13 protein-coding genes are annotated in these 26,124 nt (G+C 36.9%); all 13 read right to left on the bottom strand.

Translation table 11 applies throughout. The features are described from left to right. Positions 1 to 107 precede the first annotated feature (107 nt). Positions 108 to 1,670, bottom strand: a complete 1,563-nt coding sequence (locus tag BM084_RS04635; RefSeq protein ID WP_093303153.1) for a hypothetical protein — start codon at positions 1,668 to 1,670, stop codon at positions 108 to 110. Between the two features lie 18 nt (positions 1,671 to 1,688). Next, the gene (locus tag BM084_RS04630) at positions 1,689 to 3,401 is read right to left on the bottom strand and encodes a RagB/SusD family nutrient uptake outer membrane protein (RefSeq protein ID WP_093303150.1); all 1,713 of its coding nucleotides are present in this window, start codon (positions 3,399 to 3,401) and stop codon (positions 1,689 to 1,691) included. A 22-nt stretch (positions 3,402 to 3,423) separates the two neighbouring features. Continuing rightward, positions 3,424 to 6,540 (bottom strand): SusC/RagA family TonB-linked outer membrane protein, encoded by a 3,117-nt coding sequence (locus tag BM084_RS04625; protein WP_093303148.1) that lies wholly within the window; start codon positions 6,538 to 6,540, stop codon positions 3,424 to 3,426. Between the two features lie 1,483 nt (positions 6,541 to 8,023). Beyond that, positions 8,024 to 9,169 carry a formylglycine-generating enzyme family protein gene (locus BM084_RS04620; protein ID WP_093303145.1) on the bottom strand — a complete coding sequence of 382 codons (1,146 nt, stop codon included), beginning with the start codon at positions 9,167 to 9,169 and terminating at the stop codon, positions 8,024 to 8,026. Positions 9,170 to 9,301: 132 nt separating this feature from the next. Beyond that, positions 9,302 to 9,496, bottom strand: coding sequence for a hypothetical protein (locus BM084_RS19115; RefSeq protein WP_177195658.1), 195 nt, complete (start codon positions 9,494 to 9,496; stop codon positions 9,302 to 9,304). Further along, complete coding sequence (locus BM084_RS04615) at positions 9,493 to 11,736, bottom strand: glycoside hydrolase family 3 N-terminal domain-containing protein (RefSeq protein ID WP_143083618.1); 2,244 nt, start codon at positions 11,734 to 11,736, stop codon at positions 9,493 to 9,495. The genes BM084_RS19115 and BM084_RS04615 overlap by 4 nt, the downstream gene beginning before the upstream one ends. 241 nt (positions 11,737 to 11,977) lie before the next feature. Next, complete coding sequence (locus BM084_RS04610) at positions 11,978 to 12,865, bottom strand: family 16 glycosylhydrolase (RefSeq protein WP_093303140.1); 888 nt, start codon at positions 12,863 to 12,865, stop codon at positions 11,978 to 11,980. Positions 12,866 to 13,012: 147 nt separating this feature from the next. Continuing rightward, positions 13,013 to 14,320 carry a Gfo/Idh/MocA family protein gene (locus tag BM084_RS04605; RefSeq protein ID WP_093303137.1) on the bottom strand — a complete coding sequence of 436 codons (1,308 nt, stop codon included), beginning with the start codon at positions 14,318 to 14,320 and terminating at the stop codon, positions 13,013 to 13,015. Between the two features lie 332 nt (positions 14,321 to 14,652). Beyond that, on the bottom strand, positions 14,653 to 18,885 hold the full coding sequence (locus BM084_RS04600; RefSeq protein WP_093303135.1) for a hybrid sensor histidine kinase/response regulator transcription factor: 4,233 nt from the start codon (positions 18,883 to 18,885) through the stop codon (positions 14,653 to 14,655). A gap of 720 nt (positions 18,886 to 19,605) precedes the next feature. After that, positions 19,606 to 20,295 (bottom strand): fibronectin type III domain-containing protein, encoded by a 690-nt coding sequence (locus BM084_RS04595; protein ID WP_093303131.1) that lies wholly within the window; start codon positions 20,293 to 20,295, stop codon positions 19,606 to 19,608. 3 nt (positions 20,296 to 20,298) lie between these two features. Then, positions 20,299 to 22,896, bottom strand: coding sequence for a T9SS type A sorting domain-containing protein (locus BM084_RS04590; RefSeq protein WP_093303128.1), 2,598 nt, complete (start codon positions 22,894 to 22,896; stop codon positions 20,299 to 20,301). Positions 22,897 to 23,062: 166 nt separating this feature from the next. Beyond that, positions 23,063 to 24,343 (bottom strand): glycoside hydrolase family 117 protein, encoded by a 1,281-nt coding sequence (locus tag BM084_RS04585; protein WP_093303125.1) that lies wholly within the window; start codon positions 24,341 to 24,343, stop codon positions 23,063 to 23,065. An 11-nt stretch (positions 24,344 to 24,354) separates the two neighbouring features. Beyond that, a complete protein-coding gene (locus tag BM084_RS04580; RefSeq protein WP_093303120.1) occupies positions 24,355 to 25,920 on the bottom strand; it encodes an alpha-L-fucosidase in 1,566 nt (521 codons plus the stop codon). Positions 25,921 to 26,124 lie beyond the last annotated feature (204 nt).

Raw genomic sequence — 26,124 nt, 5'->3', positions numbered from 1 at the left:
ATTTGGCGCCATTATTTTAGATGGTTCGGGTTTATTTAATGCTTAATGGAAATACCTGATTACCTATTAACATTCTTTTAAACAAGCTCTAACAAAATTAATTACGTCTAAGGTCTTATGCGGGCTTCGGTAACCGAAATATTATCCATATAGAATTTAATGCCTTCAGTTTGTTTTGTATTCGCTCCTCTAATCATAAATCTATATTCCCCACCTGCAGTAAATTCCGCCAGGGTAGAGGCATAAACCCATTCTCCTACTGGCCACGAATTATCGAAACTTGGTCCCTGAACAGCCCAGTTGGTATTGGGGTTCCAGAAGAACCTCAGGCTTGGTAGCTCTACAGATTCATCTATTGTACCCATTTCTTCAATATATATCCACACTCCAATTTCATAAGTTTTATCTGCTTCAATAGGAAACGTGATATTATTGCCATTATCGTCCCTATGCCCTATGATCATTCCTCCATAAGGTCTAAGTTCCACAAGACCGCTTTTCGTACCGAGCTGTGACTGCGTTTCAGAAATAGAGAAATCATACATATCCCAGGGCGCCCCCCAGCCTAAGTATGGCCAATTGCTGGCCGTGGAATTCTCAAAGCTATAATCATACGCAGTAGGGCTTAGAACATTCTCTCCACTAAACACAACCTTTTCCCCTTCAAAGGCATCGGCAGCGACCCCGTCTAAAGTTGAGAGGATTCCAGGGGTATAAGATACAGTAACCGTATCATCGTTATAAATGGCCTCATTCTCTAATTCCAATAAAACCACATTACCTTGATTTTGGTCAATACTTACATTGGCAACTAAGGGATTCAAAATTGTTTCACTATTTTCGATTTGCACACTGAAATCACCGGATCTTAGGCTTGTTGGATCCATTTCTCTACTATAGTGAAGGGCAATAGCCCCGTCTTCTTCTATAACGGCATCTAATGTTACCGGATCTGACGAGGGTATCACTTTTATAAAGTCAGTAAAAGAAAGTGTATCTGCGCCAAATGGTCTTTCCCTGGAAGCTACAACCTGAAAGTTATAGGTACCCATTCTTCTGTATTTCACATCAACTTCAGTTTCATTTTCAATATTAGAAGGATCACCACCTTCAAAGCTCCAGGCAATATCTTCAGGCTCGCCTATGGTAGAGAGAGAATACCTCACAGATTTACTGGCTTCAAGTTCATTTTCAGCCATATCCTCGAGTGTAAGTGCTGCTCCCAGGGAACCATCTTCATTTAAATAATTAGCCTGGACTGAAATTTTAATACTATCTAAAACTTTGACTACAATGGTGGTATCCAGTTCCTTTCCTTTTAAAATGTTATCCACATATGCATTATCTTTATAAACCTGGTGCAGATCAACTTCAAATTCACCAGGCTGCGTAAAGAGTGCTTTTACAATCGCGTTGGTGGAAGAATTAGTCGTCATATCTATCACATTAACCCCATTTTCAGGGAAGGTCCAGGTACGGGAAATTACCCCTGCGGAAACATCTCCAAAACTCATGGTATCATTTACCTGAATTCTGTTTTGAAAATCCATTTGTGAAGTATAGACTACTCTATGGTTTGGTTCATCAACGTTTACCAGGTCTTCTTTGTCACATGCAGACCAGGTTAGGGTTCCTATAAGCAATAAGATTATTATTTGATACGTTTTCATTACTCTTGAATTTAATTGTTATAGCTGGTCGTTTGTTTGCACTTCCTGAGAAGGAATTGGTAAATAATTATGTTGTGACGGGGTATAATTTGGTGCCGCCAGGTTAAAGTCAGGTCTAATTCTTTCTTGAATGAATAGGGGAGGTATGCCGCCAGAACTTATTTGGAGTTCTTCAAGATGTTCCTGTCGCCATATTTCATCTTGTCTTAAGTCGTCAAAAACTTCCTGAACAATGTCCCAACGCACCAGATCTTTCCATCTATGTCCTTCAAAAGCTAATTCCAGAGGTCTTTCTACGCGTCGTATGTGCGTGAGTACATTGTCAACTGTTGGCAGAGCCATAGGTTGAGTGCCATGAACCTGCTCACTAATATGTAGCTGAGGGAAAGTACCTGAATTCTCATTCAGATATTGCTGTAAAGTTACTACACCTGCACGCTTCCTAACTAGATCTACATACTCGATAGCTTCATCAACATTTCCGGAGGACTGAAGCACTGCTTCAGCATACATTAAATAAATATCTGCTAACCTGATATGTCTGAAGTTTATTCCCGACCTAGAGTTTGATCCTTCTCCTTCCCAATGGTACCAGTTGGTATATTTTTTTATATAGGCACTTTGACCAAATGCCCATCCAGCACGTTCTCCTATGGGAAGCTGATAATATAAACCTTCACCATTTACAGGTACAATGGAAGCGTTCATCCTTGTGGAAAATTCATTGCCGTCATTTACAGGATTTGCCGGATCCACTTCATCATTAACATATAATTCGTGTAAATAATAGGTGGGAAGTAATGTGTTGAAACCTCCAAAATTCAGTTGTCCGAATGCCGTAGCCAATGTGCTCGCTTCAGCCCCGGTTTCATTTGGATTATCATCTACAACTGCTCCACCTACTCCAGGACTCAATTCACTGGAATAAGTTACTTCGAAAATTGATTCAGAATTAAATTCATTTTCATCCGTAAAATTATCCATAATATCTGCAGTGAGGGAGTAAATGCCTGAATCGATAACTTCCTTGAATAATGATACCGATGTATCCCAGTCTTCCCCATAAAGATAAACCTTTGCCAGAAGGCTAGTTGATGCACCCCATGTAGCTCTGCCTATATTATTACCAGACCACTGTTTGGGTAAGTTTGTTCGGGCAAATTCCAGGTCTGGGATAATCACCTGAGAAGTAATCTCTTCAATTGAGGAAAATGGTTTTGCAAAATCTTCTTTTGCTTCTGCAACCTCAGTTTGAATTATTCCACCGCCATAAGTGTGTACGAGTTCAAAATAGAAAAAAGCGCGTAAAAACCTGGCCTGAGCTTCAATTCTTGCTTTTTCGCCATCTTCAAATATATTTTCTTCGTCCTGAATGTTTTGGATTACTTGGTTAGCCCTGAATATTCCAATGTACAGCTCATTCCATTTATCTGTTACATAATATGTGCCGTCATTAAAGGTAAAATTTCTGAAAGCGAAAGGTCTATACCAGGATTCAGTTCCGGCAATATCTCCCATTATCATCTCATAAATCAATTCACCACCACTTATACTCTGAAATTGAAGTGCCCCGTAAACAGTGGTTAGTGCTGTCTGAAACTGATCTTCCGTTTCCCAAAAAATATCAGTAGTTATTGTATTAGGGTTTTCTTCCGCTAAAAATTCATCTGTGTTACAGCTAACTCCAAGACTAAGAGTTAAGAATCCCAACAGTATATTTAATTTTTTCATCTTTCTACAAATTTTTAATTAATTAAAATCTAAATTCCATACCTACCAAAAATCTTCGAGCTACCGGATAATTTCCGCGATCAATCCCCCTGGTGAAAATTCCATCCCCTCCTATCTCAGGATCGTATCCGGTATATTCTGTGAAGGTGAAAGGGTTCATTGCTGTTAGATACAATCTAGCCTTATCAATTTTACTATTTGTTAGTGATTCTGGTAAGGAATACCCAAGGGTTATATTCCTTATCCTCAAGTAAGAACCGTCCTCCATAAAGTAGTCAGTTCTTGCCCGTACACTACTATGGAAAGCATCTTCTCTAAAAGTTGGAATATTGGAATTGGGGTTTTGCGGGCTCCACATAGAATATTGCTCCAAATGTCTTCCCGCGGTATAGGCATATAATTTCGCACCATTATACAGCTCCGCACCATAAGATAAGAAAGTTTGTACAAACAAATCAAAACCTTTATAATCCGCACCAAAATTTAAACCTGACTCAAACTCAGCCTGCCCGGAACCAGAGTATACCCTGTCATTATTGTTAATAACTCCATCCCCGGTATCTGCAACCCCATCACCATTAGTATCCACAGTGGGCTGATCAATATAGCGAATATCACCAAGCTGTGCACTTGCATCAATTTGCCTGTATGCTTCCAGTTCTTCTTCCGTTTTGATTATCCCATCATTTTGCACTAAAAAGAAAGCTCCTGCTTCATATCCTTCTGCCAGGAAGGTGGTATAGTCTGTATTGGTCCCCCTGGATAAAATGGGGCGACCATTGGCATAACCTCTTTCTACCCCATTGAGGTTGGTCACTTCATTATCATTTTTGGTAAAAGTGGCTGAAACATTCCAATTAAGACCATAAGAAGTTTCATCTCTGTAAGATAAAGACAATTCCAGTCCTCTGTTTATCATATTCCCTGCATTAATAACCCTTACATCATATACTCCTAGAGCTCTTGGGTGGTAAGTTCCAGAAGAAGGGGGAAGCCGTTCCTGTAGCAACATGTCTTCTTTCTCATTCTCATACACATCCGCTGTGAAATTCAGTTTTCGATCAAACATTTCAAGGTCAAGCCCTATATTCTTAGAAATACTGGTCTCCCATTTGATCGAGGAATTTGCGTATCTTCTTTGAATGGCCCCTGTGGAAAGTTCTTCATTTGGGCCAAAAGGATAATTTATACCTGTTTCAATTTGTGAAGCAAATGAATACGGGTCTATACTTTGATTTCCAACTTCGGCCCAACTAGCCCGTAGTTTTAAATTATTAATAACCTCTGAGTCCAGATCTCGAAAAAACTCTTCATCACTAATATTCCAACCTGCAGATAATCCAATAAAGTTCCCGTATCGGTTTTCTTCGCCAAAATTTGATGACCCATCACGTCTAAAACTTCCAGAAAATAAATATTTACCAGCATAGTTATATTGTAATCTAAATAACATTCCAGAAAGACTATTAGTAAAATCGTAGCTGTTTGGTTTAATTCCTTCAGAACCCGCACCTAACACAGGTGTTTCATTACTTAATAAACCTATAACCCCCACACCCAACTGTTTCGAGTCAAATTTCTCGTATGACAAGACACCAAGCAAATTAAACGTGTGATTATTTATATTTAAATTGTAGGTTAATTGATTTTCCCATACATCTCTTTTTGTAAAGGTGAAATCTTCATTTAAAATTGCATCTTCCCGAGAGGCTGTTGGATTGTACTCCCCTTCTGTGTTGTATACCAAATATTGTGGTTGAAAAAATTTCCTGCTGTAATTCCAGGTGTTCCTTCCCAGATTCACCTTGTATTTAAAGCCCTTAAAAAATTCATATTCCAAATTCAAAGCTATATTAGAACTGTTAACTTCCCTATCATCACTATTGCCCAATATCCTCGATAAATAACTGTACTGTATTGCATTTCTTACAGGAATCTGGACACTGTTTTCTCCGGCGCTGGGCAAAGCTCCAAATGGTGGTTGCCATGGCACCTGTGCAATGGCATATTCATATAAAGCAAAAGGCTCCTGTTCTGTATTTTCTGTGGTTAATCCCAGACTGGCAAAAGCTTTAAATTTACCTCTGGTAAATTCACCAGTAATTCGGTTACTCAATCGATTAAATCCAGAGTTGATTAAAACTCCCTCCTGATCAAAATAATTCGTGTTTAAACTCAAGGTTAGATTTTCTGTACCTCCTGAAACCAATAAATTATAATTCTGGATTGGAGCATTGTCATTTTGGACTGCTTCAACAAAATCGGTATCATAGTCTAACGCATTGGGATTAAAAAAGAATATTAAAGGCTCCCTACCTAATGCATTTAACACCACTTCTTCTGCATACATTTGCTGTTGTGTATTCATTAACGGTGTGCCGGAGGTGATATTCTGAATTCCTCCATATGCACTAAAGTTAACAGACATTTTACCCTCCTGACCTTTTTTGGTCGTTATAATTATGACACCGTTTGATGCCCTGGTACCATAGACTGCCGCTGCGGCACCATCTTTTAAGATGTCTATAGAAGCAATTTGCTCCGGTGCGATATTTGGGTTTCCCTGGTAAGGAATACCATCAACAACATATAATGGTGCCAAACCGTTAGAACTAATAGATCCCAGGCCCCTAATTTGGATATTGGCCTCATCACCGGGTCGGCCACTACTAGCTTGAACATTTACCCCGGCTACTTGCCCCTGGATTGCAGAACCTAAATCCGAAACGGGAGCTTTTGAAATAACCTCAGAGTCCACAAAACCAACAGCCCCAGTTAATTCTTTTTTCTTTTGAGTACCATACCCAACTACTACTACTTCATCCAATGCGGAAGTCTCGGGTTCCAGCACGATATCGATTTCGTTTTGGTTGTTTACTTGAGTTTCTTTTGTAGTGTAACCTAAAAAACTCACTTCCAGGACAGCGCCTGGGGAAACCTCTATACTATAATTTCCATCAAAATCGCTCATTACTCCATTGGTAGTGCCTTTTTCCACTATATTAGCCCCGGGAACGGGAATTCCTGTTCCGGCTTCGGTAATCGTACCACTTACTGTTGTTTTTTGCTGGGCAAAAGCAGATATAAAAACAAATAAGAAAAAAACGAACGGAATTAAATTCCTTAACTTTCTATTCATGCTGACTAATGATTAAATATTAATATTTTCCTAATTTTAAACTAATACTCTTGAAAAATTAGTTTTTAACAAAAAACTTATCAATTACTATTTTTTTGATAATTTCCCAATTGTAGAAGGTCAAACTTAGTGATATATCACAGAATAGTTTTAAATAGGTGATGTATTCGCACTAGACATAAACTAGACACAGGATGTTAGGTGCTGCTTTTGAAGGAATTTTAACAAAATTTGAAAGAATTGGAATATTTCCGTTTAGGATATAGGAAAAAAAATCAATGATAAATTTAATTTTACCCCTAAAGTTTTATTATCATTAAGTAATGAATAAAATAGAAGGTATAACCGATTTCTAGCAAATTGAACTATTCAATCTTGAGTGTCAAAATATGTTAGTCTTTCCTATTAGCTTTTCCAAATTACAGTCTTTCCTAAGACTTAATAATATATTATTCAATTAAGTCATTTCCCGATTAGACAATTTTCTTCCTATTGAGTTCAAATCTTTTATTTTATTGCGTTAATGGATTGAAATGAAACCAGTCTACTTCAAAAGTTGGAATTCGTATTCTGCTCTTCAAGTATTTTTTACCCATATGGTAAAAAAGATTTCCAAGATACCAAAACAGGCGAGTTGTAACTTTCTTTTGTATTGCGGTGAGAGAAGGTTTTATTTCATGTTCGGTAAAGAGTTCTACTCCAAACCATTTATCACTTCTTTTTGCACATTTGTAGATAATCGGGATGATATTCCATACCCCAGATTTGCCATTTGTTGAAATTTGTATTACCCATTACAGTTTCATTGTGTTGGTCCTTTATACGATCAATAATAACAACTTTTTTCCAACCAAATGAAAGCCTTCTGGTTCTAGATTATCTTAACTTTTTCTGAAGCGAGTCAACCCAAATGTAGGTCGAAGCATCTGAACTCTAATAAGTCTGGTTCAACGGCCATCTAGAAAACTCTATAATATCAATTTCCATCCAGCTATTACCAGGTTCATAAATTACAGGAATTTTATTGTCTCTAGGATTCATTTAGGAAACCCCATTTAGATGACATACATTTTTTTATTAAAATCTATACTTGTAGTTTTCCATAGAAAAGAATACCAGCCATATTGGAAGTTGTACTATTGCTCAAGCTTTATGTTTTGATTTAATCCCGTACCATATAAGCTTTCCGTTTTTTTTTGAACAGATTCCTTCCCTTGTCCCAGACCTTTTTTTGTAGATTCACAAAAATGCCATTTAGTGGTATCAAAAGATTTGTTTTTTCTAGATCTGTTAAAATTATCGGATAATTTAAAGTTCGGGGGAGGTTTGTGGAGATTTTCTATGGATGCAGGAATTGTTTGCGCGATCCTAGTTAGGCTAAATAATAGGATAAAAATTATAAATAAAGCGCAGATTTATTTTTCAACATTCTATTTCGAGTATTTAATCGCTGCAAATAAGATTTTTATAAGTTGCATTTGCTCTAGTTTTTCTCGAGCATTTCAGGCGTAGCTATCGTTCTAAATCCCAAATGTTCCTGTGATGAGTCATAAGCGTTAGCCATTCTAGCTGAAATTCTGAAACTTGCGCAGTAGGAGGCGTTACATAAATATGAACCACCTTTAATCACCTTTTCAGATGTCATCGCATTGGGATTGTATGCTACGGAAGCACCTTTAGGGTTTTTAACTATTCCCTGCTTACTCATTTCACTGTAATAGTGAGTATTGTACCAGTCACTAGTATATTCCCAAACATTTCCTGCCATATCATAAAGACCATATGGATTAGGATTATAAGATTTTACAGGTGCTTTTCCTTCAAAGCCATCAACTTTTGTATTAGTAGTAGGAAAGTCTCCCTCCCAGGAATTAGTCATTTGAGATAATTTTTGATAATCCGTTCCCCAGGTAAAGATCGCATTTTCCTGGCCACCGCGGGCAGCATATTCCCATTCTGCTTCGGTAGGCAATCGTCTACCAGCCCATTCACAATAGGCCTGGGCATCTTCAAATGCGATATGGACTACCGGGTAATTTTCTTTTCCTTCAAGATTACTTCCAGGGCCATTTGGATGTCTCCAATTTGCTCCAATAGTCCAGTTCCACCATTGAGAATAGTCATACAGGTTGGGTACACTATTTTTCGTTTTTTTAAAAGTAAGTGAACCAGGCTGCATTATGGAATCATGTGGCTTTGTTGTGCCGGGAGGGAGTTGTTTTTTCATTTCCTCCCAATCGATGGATCTTTCGGCCACAGTTATATATCCCGTTGATTCTACAAATTTTTGAAAATCTTTATTGGTCACTTCAGTTATATCCATATAGAATCCATCAACCACTACTTCGTGTGCCGGTTTTTCGTGCTTCATGGCCATTTCATCGGAAGTTACCGCACCTTGCATAAAAGTTCCTCCGGGTATCCATACCATTCCATCTGGGGCGTCTATGTTTTCTGGTTTTTCTTTAATAGGTGTCGAAATATCCTTTTTTTCACGCCCAACATTATGATTGTTTTTCGTTGTTATTGGGATGTCCTTTGTTTGATCATTATTGCTATTTTTACAAGAAATAGAAATTACTAGTACAGCAAAAATTAGACTGAAAAAGAAGATTGTTCTGTATATCATATTTGAAATAATTAATAGGAATTCTAATTTAATATATTGATTTATAGGGGGTACCTGTTATTATTCATAACGTCACAATAATGGGAATCATTCTGTTTAATTTCGAAATTTTAATAATATTTTTTAAAAAAATCATTCAGCATTATTCAAGCTGAAAAATATGCTTCTGCCTTTATTCAAGACCAAATCATTACCCCGCAATCGAACAGTGGCGCTTAAACGTATATCTGTCGAAGAAGCACCAATTTTAAATTCATACTCTCCGTTTTCTACGATCCATTGATTCTTTTTGAATTGTACCAGTTGTTCAGGGAAACTTGAAATCAAACCCTCTTTTTTTCGCCTGCTTTTAATGCTACTCTTTGGAAACCTTTTAGTTGAATTGGTTTCATAGTAGAAATTTTGTCTTTAGGGGAAACATACCATTGTACAATTTCGGTTCCATCCATTTTACCAGTATTACGAACATCTAAGGATATTGAGAACCGTTCTCCAGTTACGTCCGCAACATCTTCCATTCTTAGATTGGAGTATTCAAATGTTGTATAAGACAATCCAAAACCAAACGGATATTGAGGTAGGTTATTAGAGTCATAACCATTTTTATAATTGATTTCCTGTTCTGATTCTGTTTTGAGATAGGTCACACATAGTTTGGCTGAAGGGTTTACGTTACCCGCTATAATATCTGCCAAGGCATTTCCACTTTCTTCCCCAGGGAACCAGGCTTGAATAATTGCTGCGCATTTTTCTTCGAATCGGCTTAACAATTGCTGGCGACCACTAAAAACTACCAAAATCACAGGTTTACCCGTAGCAATTAATTTTTCAACAAAAGCTTCTTGTTCACCTGGTAAACGAATTCCTTTTCGCATACGTCCTTCACCACATAGATACAGGTTCTCACCCATCCCTGCAATAATCACATCGCTTTCTTCTGATATTTTAAGGGCATTTTGCAGATCTGGTTGAGACAAGTCTTTAATAGTTAACAGCCTTAACTTACTTAATCTATCATCACCTAAACTCCCGGTATAAATCTTAGTTTCCAAAGGTGAGCTCCAGTCGCATCCTCGTTCATGTTTTATCTTTACCCGCTTTCGAAGTTTGTTTTCCATACCTTTCTTTAGGGTTACCAGCCTGGGATTTGTAGGATCAAATTCCTTACCATGCCAAAATAAAATCATGGATTGATAAGTGTAATCACCTAACAAACAATGTACCGTGGCAACATTAGGCCCTACCAGGGATATATTTTGAATATCCTTTTTTAGAGGCAAAAGGCCATCGTTTTTTAGTAAAACAATAGATTGTTTGGCTGTTTCATAAGCTAAATTCCTATATGCCGGGGGATCAAAATCCAGCGCCCCATCTTTACCTATTACAGGATGTCTATATAATAAGCCTAATTTAGCTTTCATGAGTAACGAACGCTTAACCGATTGATTTATAGTTTCCTCACTAACCAACCCCTGCTTTATGGCCTGTGGCAACGGTGGGTAGGCAACGGGGGAGGAGAGTTCTATATCAACCCCGGTATTTATGACCATAGCAGTGGCCATCACAGAGTTTTCAACCTGTTGATGCCCCTTACGGATTAAATTTACAGCCCCATAATCGCTCACCACTAGTCCGTCAAAACCAATTTCTTGACGTAGAATTTGGTCTAGCATGATTGGATTTGCGGTTACGGCAAGTGCTTTGTATTTACCATAAGAAGGCATTACGCTTTTTGCATCTGCGATTTTTATGGCTGCTTCATGAGGCATTAAATACTCCTCGTATAATTCTTTTATATTATTATTGGATGTACCATAACCGGCAAAGTGTTTTACCGTTGCTGCCACACCGCTTTTAAAGTCATCACCTTGTAAACCGTTTGCAAAAGCAACACCCATTCTAGATGTAAAGTACGCATCTTCTCCATAACTTTCTTCAATTCGGTTCCAATGCGCTGAACGGCTGAGGTCCAACATTGGGGAGAGTGCGAAAGTGGCTCCTGCCGCACGCATATTTTGAGCAGTAGATCGAGCATTCTTCTTCACTATTTCAGGGTTCCAGGAACAACCTACACCAATTTGTTGCGGGAAAGTAGTAGCTCCTTGTGTTGCAAAATCTGTAATTGCTTCTTCATGAAAAATAGCAGGAATTTTATTGGTTGTTTCTGTTATTAAATAATGCTGAATCTTTCGAACCAGGTCTCTTAATTCTTCCGGAGACTTTATTAAACCAGATGAAAACTGACAAAAATGACCAATTCCATTTGGAATTACTTCCCGACATTTTTCAATTGAAAATTCGTAATCTACCATTATCTCTTTTAGCCGGGGCCCGGTAATTTGCGCTAGCTTATCTTCCATAGACATTGTAGCCATAACCGAGTCTACTTTCGCTTCGATCTCATGATTAGAGTAGTGTTTGGAATTATTCTCCTGAGCACTTCCTAAGGAGAATATGCTTAGAAGAAGGATGGAAACAATTGGTTTTTGAATACAACAAAATTGAAAATTAAAAGATATTCTTTTGAGAATAGTCATGTTTATGCCGTAAGCTTTGTGGTTTTTCAAAATCTCAAAATTTTTAGTAAATCTTTCTAAGCTCTATTATACCTTTAATGGGCACCCTTATTGGGATCTCCAAATACATTACTTCTGCTCGTGTAAATTCAAATAACTGTTTTGATCATTTTACAGCTGAGATGATCCACTTTTTTAGTTAAGTAAAAAAAGCATCACGTAAGGTTTGGGAATACAATGTCTTGTCAAACGCATTATGTTATCTTCATTTTTGATAACATTTTATGACCGTTTACTCTTTTAATTTCCAGGTCCTTACCCAGTCATAGGAGGTTGTTCTTTCTTCTTTTAGATAGTTCATGCCGCCATCGGGAGGAACAGGATTCCAGTCATAAGTTTCCACAACCATCCTCAAATGCATTGGGATATTAAAATCTGCCGGCGGATTTACTTTGGAATGGAATTTCCCGTCTAAAAAGAATAAGACTTCATCCTCGCTTTTCCACCATACTCCATAAACATGGAAATCATCATAAACTTTGGAACCTATATAGGCTTTAGCTTTTTCAGATCCCTGTTTAAAATCACAGTTTGTAGGAATATCCCGACTGTGGGTATTAGAGTTCATGGAGCTGTCGAAATTGGCCATCCATTTAGCATCATTGGTAATTTCACCTACGCATTCCTGGATGTCCAGTTCGGTTGTACGTTTAAGACAACCTTTAGCATCTTTCCTTTCATTGATAAGCCAAAAGGTGGAAGACATAAAGGTTTTGTTTGCCTTCATTCGGCATTCATAATACCCATATTTCATGCTTTCCCTGGAGCCTACGTAACCACCACCATGGGTGAACGTATTGTTGTTTCTTGTAACTTCTTCAGGAAGCATGTTTGCGGTTATTTGAAGTTTTCCTTCCTGAACGTTAATGTTTTCAGGAAGAAATAAACCGGGTGGCCTTCCAATCCAGCCTTGTCCGGAAATTTGCCATTTTTTTTCATTGATTTTTTTTCCATTGAATTCATCAGACATACTTTTAACCAGTTCCCAATCTTTCCTCAAAAGGTCCTGGTCGTCCCCTTTTTTAAGGTATGGCGTATTTTGCGCAAATAATGAAGTGCTTCCTATCAGTAGAATTCCTAGTATAAGTAACTGTTTAATTAAATCTGTTTTTATTATCATGGTTAAAAATTTTCGTTAGAGGGTAAAACTGGATTTTAAATTACCAGAATCTCATTTTAGGTCGTAAATCCAAGCCTGGCTACTTCTGATCTCTTCTACACAAGAAACTTCCTGTAAAGAAGATCATTCGTGATGTGTAGAACTTTCTTAGGCTTTTTTGTGTACCCTTTTTCTCATTTTATTAGCCTGTCTATCCCCTTGAAACTTTTCTTTTTTTGGATCCCATTTTAAAGGATGCTTAAGGTTATAGGCGATATTAGCAATATTGCAGATAGTAGCTGAGCGATGTCCGGTTTCTGCATTGCAAATTGGTTGAGTTCTGTTCTTTATTGCATTTAACCAGTCCTGATGATGGTTTGACGAGTCATATAAATGAATATCGGATTTTTTTATGCTTGTTAGGCTTAGGTTCGCAGGGGTAGAGTCTAAATAACTTCTGCTTATATCCAGAGTACCATTGTTTCCTATAAAACGTACACCCCAGCCACGGCCAAAATCTTCATGTACCATTTCAATTCCATTATCATAGTACATTTTTAATCCTCGGACTGCTGCCGGGTTAGTTGGAGGAATATATTCTACCGGTCCTGAATGGTCCATCCCAAGTCCCCATTGCGCAATATCAAACATATGAGCACCCCAGTCACTCAAGATGCCTCCTCCTACTTCTTCAAATAATCGCCAATCTGGCCAGAAATCCACATCATTTCTAGAGGGTGCCAGCCTGTGGTTATATGCGAGTAGGGGGGCGGGGCCACACCAATCTTCCCAGTTGATTTCGTTAGGGGTAGTTTCCTTTGGCAAATCGTATGGACGGGCGGGGTCCCCCACATTTACCAAGACTTTTTTAATTTCGCCTAAATAGCCATTCCTTACCAGTTCACAGGCTTTTCTAAAGTTATTTGAAGATCGTTGCATACTTCCTGTTTGGACGATCCTATTGGTTTTGTTTGCCGTGTCTACAATCTCCCTTCCTTCTTTAATAATATGGGTTAGGGGTTTTTCACAATAAATATCTTTTCCGGCTTTCATGGCTTCTACGCTCTGTATGCCATGCCAATGGTCTGGAGTAGCGATTACTACTGCATCAATGTCTTTTCTTTCCAGAAGTTCTTTATAATTCAGATAGGTTTGGATGTTTCCTAGAGAACTTGAATTTGCTCTATCTGCATATTGATATTTCACATGATTTTTAAACCAGTCGTTTTTGGTTTTCCAAACATCAGAACCTGCAATAATTTCAACATCCTGAGATTTAGCAAAACTGGAAGAAAGCCCTCTGCTTTGTTTTCCCAAACCTATAAAACCCAATCCAATTCTATCGCTGGGCGCTGTAAAGCCCCTCCCGAGAACATGTCGTGGAATGATATGAATGGCTGCAAAAGCCAGGGATGAATTTCGTATAAATTTTCTTCGGCTGTTTTTATCTTTATTCTCTGGAATTTTATTCTTCATTTTCTTAAAATTTTATGGTGATATGAATTAATTGAAACTTCAAAAGTACCTTCTATAGTTAGTAGGCTTGAAAATTATTTTTGAACCACAGTAAAAATCCAAAGATTTAAGGGGAATTTTAGCTATTGATGATTTTTATACCATAACATATGATTAATTACCTTTTATTCTGTAATAATATAGGTGTATAAAAATAAGTGAGGGGGGCAATTAAATAAGATAAAAAAACCTGTCAATTCTCTGAAGACTTTAGTTCATGCTCATAAGTGTTGTAATAGAAAACAGAGTCTTATTAGAAATTAGACAAAAATGCTAATTCATCAGATATTTTTTTAAGCTGATGGATTTTTATTGACATACTCACTGGGAGTTTTTCCAAATTGTTTTTTAAAGCATTTTGCAAAGTAGGAGGCAGTGTTAAAACCTGTCATATACATGATTTCTTTTACTGAAAGGTCGCTTTGTTCCAATAATTGAACTGCCCTCTTTAACCGGATGTTCCGGATGAATTCACTAGAAGAGAGACCTGTAATTTCTTTAAGTTTGAGATAAAGGTTACTACGGCTCAATCCCATTTCTTTTACCATCATTTCCACACTAAAATCGGTATTCATCATATTTTTTTCCACAATAGCCATAGCTTCTTCCAGAAATTTTTCATCTGCTGATGTTACGGTCACATCTTCTGGTTTTAATATGATTTCCCTATTGAAACGCTTTCTTAAAAGGTTTCGTCGCGTGATTATATTTTTAAGTTTTAATTGGAGGAGTTCTAAATTAAAAGGTTTTAGAAGATAGTCATCCGCTCCACTTTCCAAAGCTATCAGTTCACTTTCCTTGGAGTCTTTTGCCGTTAATAATAAAAAAGGGATATGGCTGGTTTCTTGCATATTTTTGCACTTTTTGCAAAATTCTATTCCATCAATTTCAGGCATAATTAGATCGCTTATAATTATGTTTGGAACAATGGCTTTAGCCTTTTCAAATCCCTCTTTACCATTTTGAGCTTCATGAATATTATACTGGTCTTTTAGGCTTTGCTTTATAAAAGTTCGTATATCCTTATTGTCGTCTACCACTAAAATAACTGGGAACTCAGCTCTGTCTTTAGAAATATCTTCATCATTTTTCTCGTCATTTAAAGAAACTAAATAAGAAGAAGAATTAGAAGGATTCAAAATAATTTCTTTACTGGAATCTTCACTAATGTTGATTCCTGGTTTATTTAAGTATGCTATTTTGTTTTTGGGAAGGGTTACTATAAAAGTCGATCTAGCATCCTTTTCGTTTGCAATATCTATTGTTCCCAGATGCAAATCTACAAGACTTTTGGTATAGCTCAGGCCTATTCCTGTCCCAACATTAGCCTGAGAGGGGCTGTTTTGAGAGTAAAATCTTTTAAATATTCTCTCTTTTTTAGCAGCTGATATTCCAGCGCCAGAATCTGTAATCTCTATTAAAATTTCTTCTGATGCCTGTTTACTATTTTGGTCTTTTTTACTGGATGAAAATTCCCTTTTTATATTAACGATAATATAGCCTCCTTGCGGGCAGAACTTAAAGGCGTTGGACAGTAAATTGTTTAGGATTTTTTCCAAGGCATCAGGGTCAAAATAACTATAGATTTTCCTTTCTTCAGCATTTATTTTATAATTGATATTTTTCTTTTCGCTGATAAATTTAAAAGGTTCTCCAACTTCTTCTATAAATCTCACAATATTCCCTTTTCTAAGATTTAACTGCATTTTGCCCTTATCTATTTTTTGAAAATCCAGTAATTGGGTTACCAGTCTTAATAAATATTTGGTGTTTTTATACATTAAAGCGTACTGGTGCTCCACAATATTATAATCTAATTCTCTTCCTTTTTGTTGCAGGTATTCCAGGGGTCCTTTTATAAGGGTTAAAGGAGTGCGAAATTCGTGGGATATATTGGTGAAAAAATCCAGCTTCATTTGTTGCACTTCCTCATTTTTCTCTTTCTCCAGATGTTCGATTTCCAGATCATGTTTTTTAGTGGTGCTGATGATGGTATATTTCCAAAGGCCAATTAAAAAAGCAAGGATACATAAACTGTAAAAAATATAGGCTGCAGTTGTTTTCCAAAAGGGAGGTGTGATTTCTATATTCAGCATAGTAGGAGTAGGGTCCCAGATACCATCGTTATTTGAAGATTTCACTTTTAAGGTATAGTTGCCGGGGCTAAGGTTGGTATAGGTAGCGATACGGTTATCTGAAGTGGTATGGATCCAATCGTCTTGCAAACCCTCTAACAGGTATGCAAAATTGTTTTTTTTAGGAGAAGCATAGTGTAAAGCCGCGAATTCGAAAGAAACATTATTTTGAAAATACTTCAATTCTACCTTATTTTTATTTAGGATGGATTTCTCTAAAATGGTTTTGCCATTAATTTTTTCTCCTACTTCAACCGGATTATTTGAGATTGAAAAATTGGTAATCACAGTTTCCGGCGGAATTAGATTATCTTGAATCTCATCTGGATAAAAGGCATTGAAACCGTTTATCCCTCCGAAAAGCATTTCACCATCATACCTTTTTAGATATGCCAATTCCTGAAATTCATTGTTTTGCAGGCCATCGTAAACACTGTAGTTTCTGAAAGTTTCTTTTTCCGGATCAAATTTAGAAAGACCATTGTTTGTAGACAGCCAGAGATTTCCAAGAGAATCTTCCAGAATCCCTTTTATTACATTATTAGAAAGGCCATCTTTTTCAGTGTACCTAACAAAATGTTCCGGTCCAGTCTGTGATTGAGGAACATATTTATTAAGTCCTCCTCCAAAGGTGCCAATCCAAATATCCCCCTGTTTGCTTTCGTGTAGGCTTAAAATATAATTATGGCTTATTGTTGATGTGTCAGCGTCTTTATGCCTATAATTAATGAACCGGGGATTTTTTTTCCATACCTGATCCGGGGAAAGACGTGATAATCCATTTCCGGTCGCAAACCACATATTCCCTTTACTATCTTCATATATACTTCTTATAATATTATGACCAATACTGTTTTGGGAATTAGAGTCGTAGGTAAAGTTGTTCTTTTCGAATTTTTGTAAAGAATCACCTTTATTCAGCCAACGGTGTACCCCTTGGTTATATGTACCTATCCATAGATTGCCACCGCTATCTGTTAAAAGAGAAAAAACACTGGAGGGGACATTAGGGATAGGTATGATTGCTTTCTCCTTTAATTTTTTTGGATTTGTGATGTCTAGTTTATAGAGGCCAGGTGTTCCTTCAGCTCCAATAATCAACCATCTTTTATTTTTTAATTGGAGTTCTGTTAATACGAAAATTTTTAATACAGAGCTAAATTTTTTAAAGGTCGAGTAATGATTGATATCCGTCTCGTTTTCGGTAAGAAGGTTTAATCCTCCGCCTTCAGTCCCAATCCATAGGTTTTGGTTGCTATCCTCAAATATGGATCTTATTTTATCATAGCTTAAGCTAGTAGTATCAATCGTTTTTCTAATATGTTGAAACCTTTTACGGGCTGGATTGTACTTGTTTATTCCACCACCGTTTGTTCCAATCCATATTATCCCTGTGTTATCAATAAAAATTGACTTTATAATGTTTTTACTTATACTATTGATGTTAATCGGATCGTAAACAAATTTTTGAGAAAATTTGGGAAAATTGCCGCTATTGTCAATATATATTAACCCCTGATCTGTTCCACCCCAAATCTGATTTTGATTGTCTACTTTGATGTCGTTGAAAGAACCGGGGTGAACAAATTGCGATTTTTCTAAATGGCCTGAGTTGTTTCGTGAAAAGTAAAGACCCTGGGTGGTAGCAAAAAATAAATTTCCCAATTTATCTTCTGCAATGGCTTGTATGTTATAGTTAAGTAAACCAAGCTTCTTATTAACCTTTGCAAAATGGGGAGAAACTTCTTTTTGATTGTTAGAGCGAAATAACTCATTTTGTTTGCCAACCCATATGTTTCCACAGTTATCTTCAAAAATCGTATTGATAGGTATCCTATCCGATGCATTATTTCCTGATAAAGTAATTTTCAAGAAATCCCATTCCTCTTTTGGATCATTTAGATCTAGCATATTTAAGCCTTTATTAGTTCCTATCCATAGTTTATTTCTAGAATCCAGAAAGACATTATTTACATGGTTGCTAATTAAACTTTTCGGGTTATTTTCTTCATGTTTAAAAGTTGTAAATTGTTTTGTATTGCTGTTGTAAAAATTTAACCCTCCGCCGGTAGTTCCAATCCAAAGATTTCCTTTTTCATCTCCGGTAATTGCGAATACTAAATTGCTACTTATAGAATGGGATATTTGTGTTTGGGGCTTGTATACCTCAATATTGTACCCATCAAACTTATTGAGCCCATCATGAGTGCCAAACCACATAAATCCAGCTTGATCTTGATAAATAGAATTGATATCACTTTGCGATAAACCGTCATTTGTAGTTATCCGTTCAAAACTGATTTGAGCTTCTTGAGCAAATAATAAAAGGGAACCAGTGAAAAGGAGGTTTATTATAACTAAACTATACTTGAGGAACCAAAATTTTCTCATATTTAAAGCAACAATTTGTGGAATTTTTAGTTGTTTAGAACAATTGTAAAGGAAATAATTTTATTACAAAAAAATGTGTGTCTGGTTAACATAAAACAAGCAAAAAATTAAAATATTTAAGTATGCAAAAAATAGATTTTAACTAAATTATTGCTTGTGTTTACACACTAATAAAAATACTTAAATTTTTTTGTTAAACCGAGGGGTTCAAAAAAGAATTTGAAAAAGCCCAGGGGGAACATCTTCTTGAAAGAGATCGCATTATATAGAAGGAATTCGAAGTCGCTGATAGTGAATTAATGACCGAATGATGCTATTTATTCACTCAAATTTTAGAAACCTGAAGCACTTTTTGCAGTTACTCTAAAATGGGCTGACATAACTACAACTTATTTGTGAAGCATATAATGCTGCCTTAAATAATTTTCTTTTCACAAAGAAGAATATAATTTATACACTTCCTGCTAAGTATTAATTTAGGAAAAATAGCATCCATTATAACTTACAGAAAACTACAAGTCGTTGTGTTAAAGGTGCTTTCGTCATTACTAGTCCCATCAACATTTATGATTTTAATTGATTTGGTTTAATAATAGCGAAAATAATAAATCAAATCCTCTAAAACATTTGCTGGGAACACAAGTAAAAGTCAAATAATTAAATTCCTTATAAGTGATGTTTAAACAGCCAATTAAAGATGAGTCGTTTTGTAAAATAAAATTAGTTTGTGCTAAAACTCCATACTTGACCTACAGACTGTCCTCCTTTGCCATCTTTAGCAACAACTTTCCAATAATAAGTAGTAACTGCATTTATATCAACGCTTAGGGTTTTATCACTTTGATTATCACCAATTTTTGTTATAGGCGGATTTTCAGTATCAAAATAAATATCAAAAATTAATGGGTCATTATCAACATCATTTGCATCCCATTCTAAAGTAGAAGATGTCCCAGACACTACTTCATTGAGGCTAGGGGCTATCAATTCTGGTGCAAAAGGAATATGATTTGTTTCTCCCACCCCCTCTGTGTAAAATTGGTATACTGTAGAATAATCACTACCTAAATTTTTACTATCTATTGCCTTAACACGCCAATAATATGCAATATCTTTTTCCAAAGTCGTGGATTTAGATGTGGAGATAAGGGTAAACGAATGATCTATTGTAGAAAAATCAATATCTCTGGTTATTTCGAGTAGATAGGATATATCATCACCATCAGGATCTGTCGATGCTTCCCATTCAAAATCTATTGTATTATCGGCACAAAGTAGATTGTCAGACGGATATATTAAAGAATCAACCTGTGAAGGTGCCTGGTTTTCTATAGGGTCTTCATCTTCTCCGTCTGCAGTACAGGCAGCTACAAAAATCACGAATCCTATTAATAAATTTATTTTTTTCATAATTTATTTCTTTATCACTTTAACATAAACAGGATTTTCGCCCAGTATTCTGGCAAAATACATTCCTGAGGGTTCGTTATGTAAGCTTAGGTTTACTTTTCCTGATTCAATAACATATACCTTAGATGATATTAAGCGTGAGTAGATATCATATAATTCTATAGAGATTTTACCTTCGTTAACAGGCAATTGGAGTTGAAAATCTCCATTGGTGGGGTTAGGATAAGATATTATACTGTCATACATATCAATTATCTCAATAATTTCCCCTTCGCAATCTTTACTGGATTTTATTTTAACTTCATCACCTTGATTTACATTTACGGCTAGTGATTGTTCGTATGTTTCATAAATTACTTTATCATTTACGGATATAACAAATGGTGCTGTACCTTCTTGTATGTTGATAGAATACTTTTTGTTGGTCAATGAAGAATTGCTGAAGAGTTGTGTGGCCTCTTTAATCTCAATACTAAAACATTGGCTTTCCGGGTTGTCATTTATTGAAATACATAACTCATAGACATCTGGTTTTAAGTTTTCGAGGTTTAATTGATTTGTGAAATTTTGATCTGTACCATTGATATTAACCGAGTAATCTTGTGCTACATCAGCAACTATGTTAATTGTGCCATTGTCTTTATTCGGACAAGTTTCTGTTGTCGCAGAAATGGTAAACTGAGTGTCCAAGATGGATATGGGTTGGCCTTCACCAGTATCTTTAATAGCATTCACACCAGCGGTCCATCTAGTGCCAAATTTTTCATAGGCTCCAATATCAGGAGCAGATCCTTGAAATGGCTTATTAAAACCAGAAATAATTGAAGCTGCATCTATAAGTTCACTACCTGATTTTGGCATGAAATTCATATTGGCTGGATCTTCAAAAGGGGTGGTGTTAGCAATAATGTTATTTTGAATATCAAATTCTTGAGGGCCATTTCCAGTATGCCAATCTCCTTTATTGGAGTAATTATTATAAATTTTATTATTTTCTTGTGGGTAACCATTCACCCAAGAATCCATAGCGCGTTCGGTATTCCAAATGGTATTATGAAAAAAGTCAAGATTAGTATTGTTCCAGTTTACTTGGTAACCACTCCAGGATACATTCCAAACCACGTTGTGGTGCACCGTATAGCCTTTACTATTATTATCTAAATAGATACCGGCTGCTTTACCCGGATCATTAGGATTATGAGAATAAGAAGGAGCCGTAGCATCATGAAACCAGTTGTGATGGATTTTATTATTTTTTAAACTGGCATTACCAACTGTATAAAATACACCGGAATCACTATTAATTTTCTGTGAATTGGAAACATCATTGTAGGCAATCTCACAATTAGAGCCAGCTACATACATACCATCTCTACCGGCATTAGTAATGGTGTTTTCTAAAACTTTTACATTGTCACCACTAGTTCTAATGGGGGATGCGTGAATACCTAAATAGTCCATGTTGCTAATACTATTCCCCTCTATAGTGCAATTTGAAGCTGCCCAACCGGCTATGACTATTCCGCTCACAGAGCTGTGATCTATAGTGCAGCCTTTTATCAAGGTGTTGTCTCCAAGAACTTGAAGGGTAGCTTCACCCACTTGAGCGGATGTATTATTTAAATCATCATGCCCTTCACTACCATGAATTATTTTACAATTAAGTATTTGGTTATTATCCGCATTATTATCTACTTTTACACTACCGCCGAAGAAATTTAGTCCATTCAAAATGATATATTCTCCTGAGATTTGAGCGGCATATTTATGTTTTGCGTATTCCACAGCTCCATCTGCTGGCATATTCCCATCAGCTGTTTGGAGATAAAGTGTACTAGTCCCGCTATCATAAAACCATTCTCTCGCATGATCTAATGCTTCTAATTTATTAAATAGAAAAAACTGCCCACGATTATTTCCCGGGTAATTTCTCCATACACTAACATTATGAACACTAAATGGCCATTTATTAATATCAACTTCAGTATGGCTAATACTAGATGTTGTACTGGCGGTTATGGCCCTGGTCCAACTAGTTCCAGAATGTGCACCTAAATAATAAATTAGTCCACCATCTTCCCAATCGTAATCCGGAATGCCATCACCAGTAATACTAGTGCCGGCATCGCCTCCTGTAGCAGGAGAACAATCTACAGTCCAACGGTTGTTGTCTGTATTATTGGGCCATCTTGCCAAATCCATGTATTCTCCATTATGATAAACAGCTCTAAATCTACCATCAATAGACATATTAACGTTGGCTTTGTAAATATTACCAGAATGCAATTGCCAATCATTAATTTTAGATGTAGCTCTTATATTTACTTTTTCACCATCAGCAGCTTTAAATTTTAAATAATTACCAACACTTCCATTTTTATTAATAATTAAAGATTCATTATAAACGCCTTCACGAATAATACAAACATCTCCAGCAGACATCTCGGATATGGCTTTTTCAAAAGTCCTATATGGATTATTGATTGTTCCATCCCCACTAGCGTCATTCCCGTCCGTGGCAACATAAATATCCTTGGAAAAAGTTATTGAGCCCAACAGCAGAAAAAAGAGACAAAAGTAGATCTGAGTAGTTTTAAGCATAATATTGGTTTTTTGATAAAGCTAAATGGCTATGCTTTTATGGAATGCTACATATAAGTTTTTATTAGCAACATATGGTCAAAGATATTTCAGGGTGTTAAAAAAACTTTCATGCAATAGTGTATGCTGATTTTCCTACAATGAAAGTGAGGGTTCAAATCTTAAGTTATTTTGAAGAAGCTTGCTTGGCTTTGTTAGATTTTGTTATTCTTTGAAGCTGCTTTTCGTTGAGGCTATGTTTATAATAAAATTCAGGTTTATAGTATTCGTTATGGTGTTTCATATCTGGATCATGTATATCCTGACTCAGGTCGCAATCAAAACGGGTGAGGACCGCATGATTTTCTGACCAGTTGGTAACATTTGTAAAATGAGATAAACCCCATGTAATACCACGACCATTACTGGTATTAGTAAATGCATCCGGTATAAAGGAGCCAGCGGCGGTAGGAAGGAGCGTTACGATGGAGGCAATATCAAAATTGACACCATCTTCGGCATACTGAATGGTATGATGCTCGTTCCCATCTCTGGTAACCATAGCAGCCATACCCTCCTTAAAAGGAAATAGAGATGTTTCGTGACCGGAATTGATGACTGGGTTTAAAGGATGCTTTTTGAATGGACCTAAAGGATTGTTAGCAGTCGCTAAACCCTGCATGCGGACCAGACGTGGGTCACCATCAAAATCAGATTTATAATATAAATAGATTTTTCCCTTATAAACAAAGGGATGAGGATCATGAATGGAAAATTGATCCCATTCACCGGGAGCCCCATTCGGGATTACAATTTCGTTATGTGGGATCCATGGGCCATCAGGCGAATCAGAGTATGATACTACTACCGGGCAATCGTCACCCCGTTTTCCACTTGCTTCCATAAAGCCTTGATAATACAGGTAGTACTTTCCTTCCCATTTTAATATATCGGCTGTACTAACCGATCTCCAGCCTACATTTGGTTTTGGTGGCCTGGGAACAGCGACTCCTTGCTCCTCCCAGGTGAGGCCATCTTCACTGGTGGCATACCATATTTCTGCCAGGTCCCAGTCAGACGATGGAATGCTTTCATTGCTTTTTTCGGCTCCCTGGGGTGGGGTGGGGGTATTCCTATAGGTGTACCAAACATAATACTTGCCGTTGGCGAAGATCACCTTTGAAGGGTCCCGTCGTGAAATGGTCCCGTCATGATCATTATAATCAAAGCCTTTCAATTTCGTATATTTAAACTGGGAAAATAGTTCATTATCTTCTGGCCGAGGAGCCATGTAATTGGTGTAATTTCGTTCTAGTGCCGCACTCAATGGAATATCAGGCTTTTCAGCTGGTAACTTATAAGGAAAGGCAGTGTCTCTTTTGGTTGTGGTTTCTTTTTTATCTCCTACACATGATAACACAGTGTACAAAATTAAAATTAACAACGTAATAATTTTTGTTTTATTCATTTTGCTTGATTTTAATCTACATGGTCTTCAACAGCGCCTCCAATATCATTTTCTGTATATCCTTCCAAAACAATTTTGTATGAAAGGGCATATTCTGAGGGTAGATTAGTGGGGGCCCTAATAGTAAGCCCTTCCTCATCTAAATTCCATTCAACTTTTTCATCGCTCCCAAGCAATTCTATATTTTTAATAGAAGAATTTAAAACCCCAATTTGAGTGCTTAACGATTTAACAAGTGTTTCTCGATCAGGCTTATCCATTACAATCACATAAAATTCTTTTTCTGATTTTTTCGTAAAGCGTATATCAGAATTTCTATATTCTATTTTAATCTTTTCCACCTTGTGACCACCTTCTGGCAAGCGCGTAGGGCCTTCTCCAAAAATGGTCCAGGGACGGGTTCCGTAGATGGCCTCTCCGTTGATTTTAAGCCATTTTCCGATATCGGTAAGTAGGTCTGTCATTTCCTGGGGGATGGACCCATCAGGGTTGGGAGGTACATTTAGCAACATGGAACCGTTTTTAGAAACAATGTCTATCAAAATGTCAATTATTTCGTTGGGAGTTTTAAACTTGGCGTTAGGCCTGTAAAACCAAGCACCCGGTGAAGTATCTGTAAGCCAGACATTATTTTTGGGTTGATTGGGTCGCCCACGTTCATAATCTTTAACGGCAGTAGTTTCAGAGAAAGTATCCTCTTTATAACAAACCACCACATCTTTTCCCCATTCCAGGCCTTTATTATAATAATAAGCGAGGAATTTTTTACGGGTCTCTTCGTCCATATTTTCCAGCCACCAGTCAAACCATATTAGATCTGGCTGGTACACATCTATGAATTCCTTTATTTTTTCCCACCATGCTTGGTAAAACTGTTTATCTGGAGTGGTAGATTCCAGCGAATGAGGATTGGTATAAAGATCGTAGTCTTCTGGATCTACCCCTCCATAAGCATGGGCCGGGGCAAAATACATCCATGTAAAGGCATGGTGAAAAGACCCCATGTATTTCATGCCCCTGGCTTCGATCTCTTTTTTCAATGTTGCGGAAGGATCTATACCACCATAATTCATGGAATTCCAGCGGGTGGATTTTGAATCCCACATGGCGAAATTATCGTGGTGCATAGCCACCGGGCCGGCAAATTTTGCCCCGGAAAGTTTAAACAATTCTGCCCATTCTTTTGCATCAAAACCGGAAGTATCAAAATTCTCAATATAATATTTGTATCCAAATTCAGCTGGGTCCCCGAGCTGTGCCACATGATGCTCATAGTTTGTGGTTGGTTTCCCATTTTTGGTAGGTACTTTCTGGCCGTCTTCATACATTTTCATCCCATGCCAGCCTGCATAAAATTTATCAGGGTCGGAGCCTACAAAGGCTGCCGATACCGGTCCCCAGTGGGTGTAAATTCCAAATTTGGCATCCCTAAACCAGTCTGGAGCAGGATTCACATTCTCTAAAGACTCCCAGTCTGGAGTATAATTTTCAGAAGAAGGAGCCTGGGCATATAGCAACACCGACATGCTAAAAACAGCTTCTAAAAACACTAGATTTAATAATTTTTTATATTTCATTTTGATTTATTTAATAGGCCCCCCGGTATTTAATTTTTATCATAAATGTCTGCTGGGTACAATCCTAATAGGGTTATTACAGCTAATTTCTTAATTGATATCTTTTAGGTACAATACTCAGGGTTTTTTTTAGGCAACAAATGATTATCTGTTTTTTCAAAGGCTTTTAATCTGAAGCCCAGGGAAGATTACATGAAATTTTAT

Source organism: Salegentibacter agarivorans, assembly GCF_900113135.1.
GTDB lineage: Bacteria > Bacteroidota > Bacteroidia > Flavobacteriales > Flavobacteriaceae > Salegentibacter > Salegentibacter agarivorans.
The sequence above is the reverse complement of the archived record's forward strand: the minus strand, read 5'-3'. Positions and strand labels throughout refer to the sequence as shown.

Coding starts and splice junctions, on each gene's coding strand:
- BM084_RS04635 (WP_093303153.1), bottom strand. CDS start 1,670: ATGAAAACGTATCAAATAATAATCTTATTGCTTATAGGAACCCTAACC.
- BM084_RS04630 (WP_093303150.1), bottom strand. CDS start 3,401: ATGAAAAAATTAAATATACTGTTGGGATTCTTAACTCTTAGTCTTGGA.
- BM084_RS04625 (WP_093303148.1), bottom strand. CDS start 6,540: ATGAATAGAAAGTTAAGGAATTTAATTCCGTTCGTTTTTTTCTTATTT.
- BM084_RS04620 (WP_093303145.1), bottom strand. CDS start 9,169: ATGATATACAGAACAATCTTCTTTTTCAGTCTAATTTTTGCTGTACTA.
- BM084_RS04610 (WP_093303140.1), bottom strand. CDS start 12,865: ATGATAATAAAAACAGATTTAATTAAACAGTTACTTATACTAGGAATT.
- BM084_RS04605 (WP_093303137.1), bottom strand. CDS start 14,320: ATGAAGAATAAAATTCCAGAGAATAAAGATAAAAACAGCCGAAGAAAA.
- BM084_RS04600 (WP_093303135.1), bottom strand. CDS start 18,885: ATGAGAAAATTTTGGTTCCTCAAGTATAGTTTAGTTATAATAAACCTC.
- BM084_RS04595 (WP_093303131.1), bottom strand. CDS start 20,295: ATGAAAAAAATAAATTTATTAATAGGATTCGTGATTTTTGTAGCTGCC.
- BM084_RS04590 (WP_093303128.1), bottom strand. CDS start 22,896: ATGCTTAAAACTACTCAGATCTACTTTTGTCTCTTTTTTCTGCTGTTG.
- BM084_RS04585 (WP_093303125.1), bottom strand. CDS start 24,343: ATGAATAAAACAAAAATTATTACGTTGTTAATTTTAATTTTGTACACT.
- BM084_RS04580 (WP_093303120.1), bottom strand. CDS start 25,920: ATGAAATATAAAAAATTATTAAATCTAGTGTTTTTAGAAGCTGTTTTT.